Source organism: Pseudomonas gessardii (genome assembly GCF_001983165.1).
Classification (GTDB): Bacteria; Pseudomonadota; Gammaproteobacteria; order Pseudomonadales; family Pseudomonadaceae; genus Aquipseudomonas; species Aquipseudomonas gessardii.
This window is the reverse complement of record NZ_MNPU01000059.1, coordinates 25,901-37,289: the sequence shown is the minus strand read 5'-3', so window position 1 is coordinate 37,289 and position 11,389 is coordinate 25,901. Positions and strand designations below refer to the sequence as shown.

The window sequence follows — 11,389 nt, the reverse complement described above, 5'->3', positions numbered from 1 at the left end:
CTTGCGGGTCTGTTTGCGTTTGCCGGCGTACTCGGCGTCGGCGAAGGTCATCTGCTTCATGGAATGGCTCGGCGATGGGACTCGGGGTATTTTGCCAAATAAGAAAGTCTTTTTCAGGATTTCCCTAGTGCGCTCCACCAGCGTACCTACAGACGAGGCGTTAGCCTTACCCTTAATAAGGTCGCCTTCCCAATGCCCCGGCATCAGCCGGTCTTCAACTTCCGGCGGGCGCAAGTGAATGCTGACCATCTCTGGAATCTGCCCGCGCCGATCCACACCGCCAAGGCGTGGTCTACGTGTCGTCTTGCCTTGGCGCAAACAAAGGATCAACTCCTTGCGCAGCTCACCGACGGGCAGGGCATAGATCGCGTTGTAGATCGTCTCGCGACAGACGTAGGCATCTCTAAGGCTGGGTATGTTCATACTGCGCAGCTTGCCGGCAATCTGCTCGGGAGACAAACGCTGGCGCAGCATATGGATCACCAGTTCAAAGCGCTCACTCCCTGGCAGCAGCTTTCGCATGGGCCGACAAGCCTGGCGGCGGGCCTTCATCCGCTGCTGAGCCACACGGGCCGAGTAGCTGCCAGCTGCATCTCGATTGCGGCGCATCTCCCGGCTGACCGTCGAAGGGGATCGGTTGATCAAGCAGGCAATCCTGCGCAAGCTGAGGCCTTGGGCATGACTAACTTGAATGGTGGCACGCTCTTCAACGCTGAGTTCGGAATAAGACATAGGGCAGCACCGTACCGGAAAGGTCAGGTGTTGCACTCAGTTTTTGCCGCCGCCATGTCATTAATTGAATCAAGGACGTTGTGTCGAGTGCCGGCCTGTTAAGTGAACGCAATACATCCCGTGCAGGGGAGTCTCGCCGGGGCGCCGGCAGCGCCCACGGCAGCAAATTGCGATTATCGAATGAGCGTCCGATAATCGCCCAATGTTGGCGCCCTTGCCTTGTACATCCGTGGCCCGCCGGCTTGTAATGGCGGTCGACAATAAGAGAAAGGACCTGAAATGAACGATCAATTGCGCAACTCCTTTGCCTCTGTGGCGCCACCGATCGTTGCGTCACCGGCCAAGCGCATCCAGGCGTTTACCGGCGATCCGGATTTCATGACCTCCCTGGCGCGCGGGCTGGCCGTGGTGCAAGCGTTCCAAGAGCGCAAGCGCCACCTGACCATCGCCCAGATCAGCCATCGCACGGAAATCCCCCGCGCTGCCGTCAGGCGTTGCCTGCATACCTTGATCAAGCTTGGCTACGCCACCACCGATGGGCGCACGTACTCGCTGCTGCCCAAGGTCCTGACCCTGGGCCATGCCTACCTGTCGTCCACGCCCCTGGCGGTTTCTGCCCAGCCATACCTGGACCGCATGAGCGAGCAGCTTCATGAAGCCTGCAACATGGCGACCCTGGAAGGCGACGACATCCTTTACATCGCCCGGTCCGCCACGACCCAGCGCCTGATCTCGGTGGATCTGTCGGTCGGTGGCCGGCTGCCGGCCTATTGCACCTCCATGGGCCGGATCCTGCTGGCGGCCCTGGACGATGCATCGCTGCAGGATTACCTGGACCATGCCGACCTGCAAACCAAGACCAGCCGCACCCTGACCACGCCCCAGGCGTTGTTCGAGTGCCTGCAACAAGTGCGGCAGCAGGGCTGGTGCATTGTCGACCAGGAACTGGAGCAGGGCCTGCGTTCCATTGCCGTGCCGGTGTATGACGCGTCTGGCCAGGTGCTGGCCGCGCTGAACGTCAGTACCCACGCCGGCCGGGTCAGCCGCAGCGAGCTGGAGCAGCGCTTCCTGCCGAGCATGCTGAGCGCCAGCCAGGAGCTGAGTACCCAGTTGTTTGCTTAAGCTGTTCGGTGACCGCACAGATCCCGGTTTGACGAATTGACGGTGTTTCCCCTGGCTTATTAATGTCGCGGCAGCGTGATTGACCGCGACGGCGTCTACCGTCGCCGTTCTGGTTTCGCCCCCATAATAATGACGACTCACCGTCGTCCGCCCGCCATCGGTGTGGAAATAAAAACAATGAATCAACCTTCGCCTGCTGTTGGTACCTGTCTGGACGTGCAGTCCTTTATCAATGCGCAACCGCTGTCCCGCTATCAATGGCGGGTGGTGATCCTGTGTTTCCTGATTGTCTTTCTCGATGGCCTGGACACCGCGGCCATGGGCTTTATTGCGCCGGCGCTGTCCCAGGATTGGGGGATCGACCGCGCCAGCCTTGGCCCGGTGATGAGTGCCGCGTTGATCGGCATGGTGTTTGGCGCCCTGGGCTCCGGGCCCTTGGCCGACCGTTTCGGGCGCAAGGTGGTGCTGGTGGGGGCGGTGCTGGTGTTCGGCGCGTTCAGCCTGGCTTCGGCCTACAGCAGCAACGTTGATCAGTTGCTGGTGTTGCGTTTCCTGACCGGCCTGGGCCTGGGTGCCGGCATGCCGAATGCGACGACCCTGTTGTCTGAATACACCCCGGAGCGCCATAAATCGTTGCTGGTGACCAGCATGTTCTGCGGATTCAACCTGGGCATGGCCGGTGGCGGGTTTATCTCGGCCATGCTGATCCCGATGTTCGGCTGGCACAGCCTGCTGCTGCTCGGCGGCATCCTGCCGTTGATTCTGGTGGGCGTACTGGTGCTGTGGCTGCCGGAATCGGCGCGCTACCTGGTGGTACGCAATCGCGGTACGGACAAGGTGCGCCAGGCCCTGGCGCCCATCGACCCGGCCACCGTCGCCCAGGCCTCAAGCTTCAGTGTCCCGGAGCAGAAAACCGTCAAGGCGCGCAATGTGTTCGCGGTGATCTTCGGCGGCACCTACAGCGCCGGCACCCTGTTGCTGTGGCTCACCTACTTTATGGGCCTGGTGATTGTGTACCTGCTGACCAGTTGGTTACCGACCCTGATGCGCGACAGCGGCGCCAGCATGGAACAGGCGGCGTTTATCGGCGCGTTGTTCCAGTTTGGCGGGGTGCTCAGCGCCGTGGGCGTGGGCTGGGCCATGGACCGGTTCAATCCGCACAAGGTCATCGGCACCTTCTACCTGCTGGCTGGGGTGTTTGCCTACGCCGTGGGCCAGAGCCTGGGCAATATCACGCTATTGGCGACCCTGGTGTTGATCGCCGGGATGTGTGTCAACGGCGCGCAATCGGCCATGCCTTCGCTGGCTGCGCGGTTTTACCCGACCCAGGGGCGCGCCACCGGGGTCTCGTGGATGCTGGGGATCGGGCGTTTTGGCGCGATCCTCGGCGCGTGGATGGGTGCCACGCTGTTGGGGCTTGGTTGGAACTTCGAGCAGGTGCTGACGGCGTTGGTGGTTCCGGCGGCATTGGCCACCACGGCGGTAGTGATCAAGGGCCTGGTCAGCCACGCCGATGCCACCTGATACACCGCAATCGCGAGCAAGCCCGCTCCCACAGGGACGGTGTTCACATGGAAATCAGAGGTGTTTGGGGGAATGTTAGCCAGGCAACAATCTGTTCGATTATCGAACGGTTAGTCGATTATCGGATTGTTTGGGCCCTTACCCCGGCTTACTCTTCAAGCACTTCGGCGCTGCCTCCAGCGCCTTTTTCGACCTACATCGGGAGCCCAACCCCATGGCTGAAATCCTTTCGCTGGCTGATGCGGTAAAGCAGTTCGTCAATGACGGCGATACCGTCGCGCTCGAAGGCTTTACCCACCTGATCCCTACAGCAGCGGGTCATGAAATCATTCGTCAGGGCAAGAAAGACCTGACGCTGGTACGCATGACCCCCGACCTGATCTACGACCAACTGATCGGGGCCGGCTGTGCGCGCAAGTTGATTTTCTCCTGGGGCGGCAACCCTGGCGTCGGCTCCCTGCATCGCCTGCGGGACGCGGTCGAGAAGCAATGGCCGCAACCGTTGGAGATCGAAGAGCACAGCCATGCGGACCTGGCCAACGCCTATGTGGCCGGCGCATCCGGCCTGCCGTTCGCGGTGCTGCGGGCGTATGCCGGTTCCGACCTGCCCAAGGTCAACCCGTTGATCAAGACCGTGACCTGCCCCTTCACTGGCGAAGTGCTGGCGGCGGTGCCGTCGGTGCGCCCGGACATCACCGTGATCCATGCGCAAAAGGCCGACCGCAAGGGCAACGTGCTGTTGTGGGGGATCCTCGGGGTGCAGAAAGAGGCCGCGCTGGCGGCCAAGCGTTGCATCGTCACCGTCGAAGAAATGGTCGATGACCTCAACGCACCGATGAACGCCTGCGTGCTGCCGACCTGGGCCCTGACTGCCGTGTGCCATGTGCCGGGTGGTGCGCATCCGTCCTACGCCCACGGTTACACCGAGCGTGACAATCGCTTCTATCAAGCCTGGGATCCGATCGCTCGGGATCGTGGGACATTTACCGCCTGGATCGATGAATACATCCATGGCACCGCTGATTTCAGTCAATTCCAGGCCAAGCTGGCTGCCGCCCAGGAGGCCAAGTAATGACTTACTCGACCAATGAGATGATGACCGTCGCCGCCGCGCGCCGCCTGAAGAACGGTGCAGTGTGCTTTGTCGGTATCGGCCTGCCGTCCAAGGCCGCCAACCTGGCGCGCCTGACGTCTTCGCCGGATGTGGTGTTGATCTACGAGTCTGGCCCGATTGGCGCCAAGCCCTCGGTACTGCCGCTGTCCATCGGCGACGGCGAGTTGGCGGAAACCGCCGACAGCGTTGTACCCACCGGTGAGATTTTTCGCTACTGGCTGCAAGGCGGGCGCATTGACGTCGGCTTTCTCGGCGCGGCCCAGGTCGACCGCTTCGGCAATATCAACACCACCGTGGTCGGTGACTATCACCAGCCCAAGGTGCGCCTGCCGGGTGCCGGTGGCGCGCCGGAAATCGCCGGTTCCGCCAAGAGCGTGCTGATCATCCTCAAGCAGTCGTCCCGTTCGTTTGTCGACAAACTGGACTTCATTACCTCGGTCGGCCATGGCGAAGGCGGCGATTCGCGCAAGCGCCTCGGCCTGCCAGGCGCAGGCCCTGTCGGCATCATTACCGACCTGTGCATCATGGAGCCGGAAGAGGGCACCCATGAGTTCGTGGTCACGGCTTTGCACCCTGGCGTGACCCGCGAGCAAGTGGTCGCCGCTACCGGTTGGGCAATCCGCTTTGCCGAGCAGGTCGGCACCAGCGCCGAACCCACCGACATCGAACTGAACGCCTTGCGCGACCTTGAAGCCCGTACGGCTGCCGCCCATGGCCAAGCCCCAGGAGAAGCCTGATGCGCGACGTGTTTATCTGTGATGCCATCCGTACCCCCATCGGCCGTTTCGGCGGTGGCCTGTCCACCGTCCGCGCCGATGACCTGGCGGCCTTGCCGATCAAGGCACTGATGGCGCGCAACCCGTCGGTGGACTGGAACGCGGTCGATGAAGTGTTCCTCGGCTGTGCCAACCAGTCCGGTGAAGACAACCGCAACGTGGCGCGCATGGCCGCGCTGCTGGCGGGCCTGGCGCCGAGCATTCCCGGGGTGACCCTCAACCGCCTGTGCGCTTCGGGCATGGACGCCATCGGCACCGCGTTCCGCGCCATCGCCAGTGGCGAAATGGAGCTGGCGATTGCCGGTGGCGTCGAGTCGATGTCCCGCGCGCCCTTCGTGATGGGCAAGGCGGATGCCGCGTTCTCGCGCAACATGAAGCTGGAAGACACCACCATCGGCTGGCGCTTTATCAACCCGTTGATGAAGGCCCAATACGGCGTGGATGCCATGCCGCAGACCGCTGACAATGTGGCGGATGACTATAACGTCTCGCGCGCCGACCAGGACGCCTTCGCCTTGCGCAGCCAGCAACGCACGGCCGTGGCCCAGGCTGCGGGGTTCTTCGCGGAAGAAATCGTGCCGGTGCGGGTCGCCCATAAAAAAGGCGAGACCCTGGTGGAGCACGACGAACACCCGCGTGCCGACACCACCCTTGAAGCCCTGGCCAGGCTCAAGCCGGTCAATGGCGCGGACAAGACCGTCACCGCCGGCAACGCCTCCGGGGTCAACGATGGCGCCGCCGCCTTGATCCTGGCCAGCGCCGATGCTGTGAAAAAACACGGCCTGACCGCCCGCGCCCGGGTGTTGGGCATGGCCAGCGCCGGGGTCGAACCCCGGGTGATGGGCATCGGCCCGGTGCCTGCGGTGCGCAAGTTGGTCGAGCGCCTGGGCCTGGCGGTCAGCGATTTTGATGTGATCGAACTCAACGAAGCCTTCGCCAGCCAGGGCTTGGCGGTGCTGCGTGAACTGGGCCTGGCGGACGACGCGGCCCAGGTCAACCCGAACGGTGGCGCCATTGCCTTGGGCCACCCGTTGGGCATGAGCGGCGCGCGCCTGGTCTTGACTGCCCTGCATCAACTGGAAAAAACCGGCGGCAGCAAAGGCCTGGCTACCCTGTGTGTCGGCGTCGGCCAAGGTTTGGCCCTGGCGATCGAACGCGTTTAAGACCTACAAGAATAAAGAGGATTGCTCCATGAGTGACAAGCCCGGATACCGGCGCCCGCAAGCAGGTACTCAGCCGGATTACCTGCATCCGGCCTACCAGTCGACGAACCTGCGTGCACCGTCCAAACCCCTGGTGTTTTTGCCCCATTCGCTGTCGGAAATCACCGGCCCGACCATCGGCGCCGAACGCCTTGCCGAGCACGACAACGACCTGACCGCCCAGCACGAGGGTGAACCCCAAGGCGAGCGCATCATCATTCACGGTCGGGTCCTGGATGAAAACGGCCTGCCTGTGCCGGGCATCCTGGTGGAGATCTGGCAGGCCAACGCCGCCGGGCGCTACCACCACAAGCGCGACCAGCACGACGCGCCCCTGGACCCCAACTTTACCGGCACCGGCCGCACCGTCACCGATGCCGATGGCGGGTACCAGTTCCAGACCATCAAGCCCGGCGCTTATCCGTGGGGCAACCACCACAATGCCTGGCGCCCGGCGCATATCCACTTCTCGCTGTTCGGCCCCAGTGTGCTGACGCGCCTGGTGACCCAGATGTACTTTCCCGGCGACCCGCTGCTGGCCTATGACCCGATCTACAACTGCGTGCCGGACACCGCGGCCAAGGAACGCCTGATCGCCCGTTTCGACCTGGAAAAGACCGTGCCGCACTACGCCCTCGGCTACCGCTGGGACATTGTCCTGCGCGGCCGCGACGCTACGCCGATGGAGAAATGACATGACCCTTAATGCAACCACGTCCCACACCGTCGGGCCGTATTACCACATCGGCCTGACCTGGCTGAACCGCGAAGACCTGGCCAATGCGGGCACCCTCGGCGAGCGCGTGGCCATCACCGGGCAGGTGGTGGATGGCAATGGCGAGGGGGTCAACGATGCCATGTTGGAAGTCTGGCAGGCCAACGCCGCCGGCAAGTATGACCACCCCGAGGATGACCAGGACAAAGCCCTGGACCCCAACTTCGCAGGGTTTGGCCGGGTGCCGGTGGATGGCGAAGGGCGCTTTCGCTTCAGCACCATCAAGCCGGGCAGCGTGCCGGGCCTCAAGGGCACGACCCAGGCGCCGCATTTGGTGGTGCTGGTGTTTGCCCGTGGTTTGGTCAAGCACTTGCTAACGCGGATTTATTTCGACGGCGAGGCGGCCAACGGGGATGACCCGTTGCTGGCGAGTGTGCCGGCAGAGCGGCGGCATACATTGATTGCCAAGACGGATACGTCGGGGGTGTATCAGTGGAATGTGATTCTTCAGGGGACAGATGAAGAAACGGTGTTTTTCGATTATTGAGTTGGCTTGAAATTTATCGCGAGCAAGCCCGCTCCCACAGGGTGACCGCGTTCCAATGTGGGAGCGGGCTTGCTCGCGATGAGGCCCTTACAGGCAATATATATTCCAAGGTCTGCTTGCGGAACGAGGTTGTTGCAAAGTATGTCTAGAATCTAACCCGTTCCCCACGAGTGAAAAAAAATGACAACGACTACCAGTCACTACACCGGAGAAGAACGCAGCAAACGGATTTTTGCGATTGTCGGGGCTTCTTCCGGCAACCTGGTCGAATGGTTCGACTTCTACGTCTACGCCTTCTGTGCGATCTACTTCGCCCCGGCGTTTTTCCCCTCCGACGACCCCACGGTGCAACTGCTCAACACCGCCGGCGTGTTCGCCGCAGGCTTTCTGATGCGCCCCATCGGCGGCTGGCTGTTTGGCCGGGTCGCCGACAAGCACGGGCGCAAGAACTCGATGATGATCTCGGTGCTGATGATGTGTGCCGGCTCCCTGGTCATCGCCTTCCTGCCCACCTACAAGGACATCGGCGCCTGGGCCCCGGCCCTGCTGCTGATGGCGCGGCTGTTCCAGGGCCTGTCGGTGGGCGGTGAATACGGCACCACGGCCACCTACATGAGCGAAGTTGCGCTCAAGGGCCAGCGCGGCTTCTTCGCTTCGTTCCAATACGTGACCCTGATCGGCGGGCAACTGCTGGCGGTGTCGGTGGTGGTGATCCTGCAACAACTGCTCACCGAAGACGAACTGCGGGCCTGGGGCTGGCGCATTCCGTTTGTGATCGGGGCGGTGGCGGCGGTGATCTCGCTGCTGCTGCGCCGCTCCCTGAAAGAAACCACCAGCCAGGAAATGCGTGAAAACAAGGACGCTGGCAGCATCAGGGCGCTGTTTCGCGATCACAAGGCGGCGTTTATCACCGTGCTCGGCTACACCGCCGGCGGCTCGCTGATCTTCTACACCTTTACCACCTACATGCAGAAATACCTGGTGAACACCGCCGGCATGCACGCCAAGACCGCCAGCTACATCATGACCGGCGCGCTGTTCCTCTATATGTGCATGCAGCCGCTGTTCGGCATGCTCTCGGACAAGATCGGCCGGCGCAACTCGATGCTCTGGTTCGGCGCCCTCGGCACCCTGTGCACGGTGCCGATCCTGCTGACCCTGAAAACCGTGACCAGCCCGTTCCTGGCCTTTGTGCTGATTACCCTGGCGCTGGCGATTGTAAGTTTCTACACCTCCATCAGCGGCCTGGTAAAAGCGGAAATGTTCCCGCCACAAGTGCGCGCCCTCGGCGTGGGCCTGGCCTATGCGGTGGCCAACGCGATCTTCGGCGGTTCGGCGGAATACGTGGCCCTGGGCTTGAAGTCCATCGGCCTGGAAAACACCTTCTACTGGTACGTGACCGGCATGATGGCGATTGCGTTCCTGTTCAGCCTGCGCCTACCGAAACAGGCGGAGTACCTGCACCACGATCTGTAAGGGATGAGTTATGACGCTGCGCACGAGCAACCAATTGTTCGACGCTTACTTCACCGCCGGTAGCATGGCCGAAGTGTTCTGTGACCAGGCACGCTTGCAGGGCATGCTGGACTTTGAAGCCGGATTGGCCCGGGCGCAGGCCCAGGTCGGGTTGATCCCGCCGGCCGCCGTCGCACCGATTGCCCAGGCGTGCCTGGCCTCGCTGTACGACGTGGATGCCCTCGGCGTGGCGATTGCCACGGCGGGCAATTCGGCGATTCCATTGGTGAAGGCCCTGGGCAAGTTGATTGCCAGCGAAGACGCCGGCGCCGAGCGCTATGTGCATCTGGGCGCCACCAGCCAGGATGTGATGGACACGGGCCTGGTGCTGCAACTGCGGCGGGCGCTGGAACTGGTCGAGGCGGACCTGGCCCGGCTGGGCGCGGTGCTTGCCGCCCAGGCGCAGCGTTATGCCGACGTGCCCTTGGCCGGGCGCACCTGGTTGCAGCACGCAACACCGGTCACCCTGGGCATGAAAATCGCCGGTTGGCTGGGGGCGGTAACGCGCAGTCGCCAACGGCTGGTGGAGTTGAAGCCGCGCCTGTTGGTCCTGCAGTTTGGCGGTGCGTCCGGCACCTTGGCTGCACTGGGCGAACAAGCCATGCCGGTGGCACGGGCTCTGGCGACGGAGTTGCAACTGACGCTGCCCGAACAACCCTGGCATACCCAGCGTGACCGTCTGGTGGAGTTTGCCAGCGTGCTGGGCCTGATCGCCGGCAGCCTGGGCAAGCTCGGGCGGGACATCAGCCTGTTGATGCAGACCGAAGCGGCGGAAGTGTTCGAGCCGTCGGCGCCGGGCAAGGGCGGTTCCTCGACCATGCCGCACAAGCGCAACCCGGTCGGCGCTGCGGTGTTGATCAGCGCGGCCACGCGGGTCCCGGGGTTGGTGGCGACGATGTTCAGCGCCATGCCCCAGGAGCACGAACGTAGCCTGGGGCTGTGGCATGCCGAATGGGAAACCCTGCCCGAAATCTGCCGCCTGGTGTCCGGTGCCTTGCAGCAGGCGCTGCTGGTGAGCGAAGGCCTGGAGGTCGATGCGCAACGCATGGGCCACAACCTCGACCTGACCCAGGGCCTGGTGCTGGCCGAAGCCGTCAGTATCACATTGGCCCAGCGCCTGGGCCGGGAAACCGCCCATCACCTGCTGGAACAGTGCTGCAAACGCGCGGTCGCCGAGCATCGCCATTTGCGCGCGGTATTGGCCGATGAGCCGCAAGTCACCGCCCAGCTGTCGGCGCTGGAATTGGATCGCCTGCTGGACCCGGCGCATTACCTGGGCCAGGCACACACCTGGGTCAGCCGCGCCGTGGCTGAACACTTTGTATTGTCTGCCTGAGGAGGCTGCTGTGGGATTTGTAAAACTCGCCGATGGCGAACTGAACTATCAACTGGAAGGCCCCGAAGGCGCGCCGGTACTGGTGCTGTCCAACTCCCTGGGCACCGACCTGCAGATGTGGGATACGCAGATGCCGGCCTTTACCGAGCATTTTCGGGTGCTGCGCCTGGACACCCGTGGCCACGGCAAGTCCCTGGTCACCGAGGGGCCCTACAGCATTGAGCAACTGGGGCGTGACGTGCTGGCGTTGCTGGATGCGCTGGATATCCAGCGTGCGCATTTCTGCGGCCTGTCCATGGGCGGGTTGATCGGCCAGTGGCTGGGGATCAATGCCGGCGAGCGCTTGCTCAAGCTGGTGCTGTGCAACACGGCGGCCAAGATCGGCAGCCCGGAAATTTGGAACCCCCGGATCGACATGGTCCTGCGCGATGGCCAGGCGGCCATGATCGGCTTGCGCGATGCCTCGATTGCGCGCTGGTTTACCGCCGATTTTGCCCAGGCTCATCCCGACCAGGCCAAGCGCATTACCGACATGCTCGCGGCCACATCGCCCCAAGGCTATGCGGCCAACTGCGGCGCGGTGCGCGATGCGGATCTGCGTGAGCAACTGGCCTCCATCCAGGTGCCGACGTTGGTGATTGCCGGCACTGAGGATGCGGTGACGCCGCCGTCCGGCAGCCTGTTCATTCAGCAACAGGTGCCGGGTGCCGAGTACGCCGAGTTCTACGCGGCGCACCTGTCCAACGTGCAAGCCGGGGACGCATTCAGCGACCGGGTACTGACTTTCCTGCTGGATCGCTGAGGGC

The 11,389-nt window shown here is 63.1% G+C and carries 11 protein-coding genes; 10 read left to right on the top strand and 1 reads right to left on the bottom strand.

Annotated elements, in window-relative coordinates:
• On the bottom strand, nucleotides 1–732 hold a 732-nt coding region (locus tag BLL38_RS26485; protein ID WP_249024856.1), incomplete at its 3' end, for an IS30 family transposase.
• 279 nt (nucleotides 733–1,011) lie between these two features.
• Between BLL38_RS26485 and pcaR the strand changes: the two genes are divergently transcribed.
• From pcaR to pcaD, 10 genes are all read left to right on the top strand, one after another.
• On the top strand, nucleotides 1,012–1,854 hold the full coding sequence (pcaR, locus tag BLL38_RS26480) for a pca regulon transcriptional regulator PcaR (protein WP_076964933.1): 843 nt from the start codon (nucleotides 1,012–1,014) through the stop codon (nucleotides 1,852–1,854).
• A 177-nt stretch (nucleotides 1,855–2,031) separates the two neighbouring features.
• Nucleotides 2,032–3,378 carry a 4-hydroxybenzoate transporter PcaK gene (gene pcaK / locus BLL38_RS26475; protein ID WP_076964932.1) on the top strand — a complete coding sequence of 449 codons (1,347 nt, stop codon included), beginning with the start codon at nucleotides 2,032–2,034 and terminating at the stop codon, nucleotides 3,376–3,378.
• A 214-nt stretch (nucleotides 3,379–3,592) separates the two neighbouring features.
• Nucleotides 3,593–4,450, top strand: a complete 858-nt coding sequence (locus tag BLL38_RS26470; RefSeq protein WP_076964931.1) for a CoA transferase subunit A — start codon at nucleotides 3,593–3,595, stop codon at nucleotides 4,448–4,450.
• Nucleotides 4,450–5,229, top strand: a complete 780-nt coding sequence (locus tag BLL38_RS26465; protein ID WP_076964930.1) for a CoA-transferase subunit beta — start codon at nucleotides 4,450–4,452, stop codon at nucleotides 5,227–5,229. The genes BLL38_RS26470 and BLL38_RS26465 overlap by 1 nt, the downstream gene beginning before the upstream one ends.
• Nucleotides 5,226–6,431, top strand: a complete 1,206-nt coding sequence (gene pcaF / locus BLL38_RS26460) for a 3-oxoadipyl-CoA thiolase (protein ID WP_169898507.1) — start codon at nucleotides 5,226–5,228, stop codon at nucleotides 6,429–6,431. Before BLL38_RS26465 ends, pcaF begins: the two co-directional genes overlap by 4 nt.
• Nucleotides 6,432–6,459: 28 nt before the next feature.
• A complete protein-coding gene (gene pcaH, locus BLL38_RS26455; RefSeq protein WP_076964928.1) occupies nucleotides 6,460–7,164 on the top strand; it encodes a protocatechuate 3,4-dioxygenase subunit beta in 705 nt (234 codons plus the stop codon).
• Nucleotide 7,165: 1 nt separating this feature from the next.
• Nucleotides 7,166–7,732 (top strand): protocatechuate 3,4-dioxygenase subunit alpha, encoded by a 567-nt coding sequence (gene pcaG, locus BLL38_RS26450; protein ID WP_076964927.1) that lies wholly within the window; start codon nucleotides 7,166–7,168, stop codon nucleotides 7,730–7,732.
• A 180-nt stretch (nucleotides 7,733–7,912) separates the two neighbouring features.
• The gene (locus BLL38_RS26445; RefSeq protein WP_076964926.1) at nucleotides 7,913–9,208 is read left to right on the top strand and encodes an MFS family transporter; all 1,296 of its coding nucleotides are present in this window, start codon (nucleotides 7,913–7,915) and stop codon (nucleotides 9,206–9,208) included.
• Nucleotides 9,209–9,218: 10 nt separating this feature from the next.
• Nucleotides 9,219–10,583 (top strand): 3-carboxy-cis,cis-muconate cycloisomerase, encoded by a 1,365-nt coding sequence (locus BLL38_RS26440; protein ID WP_076964925.1) that lies wholly within the window; start codon nucleotides 9,219–9,221, stop codon nucleotides 10,581–10,583.
• 10 nt (nucleotides 10,584–10,593) lie between these two features.
• Complete coding sequence (gene pcaD, locus BLL38_RS26435) at nucleotides 10,594–11,385, top strand: 3-oxoadipate enol-lactonase (RefSeq protein ID WP_076964924.1); 792 nt, start codon at nucleotides 10,594–10,596, stop codon at nucleotides 11,383–11,385.
• Nucleotides 11,386–11,389 lie beyond the last annotated feature (4 nt).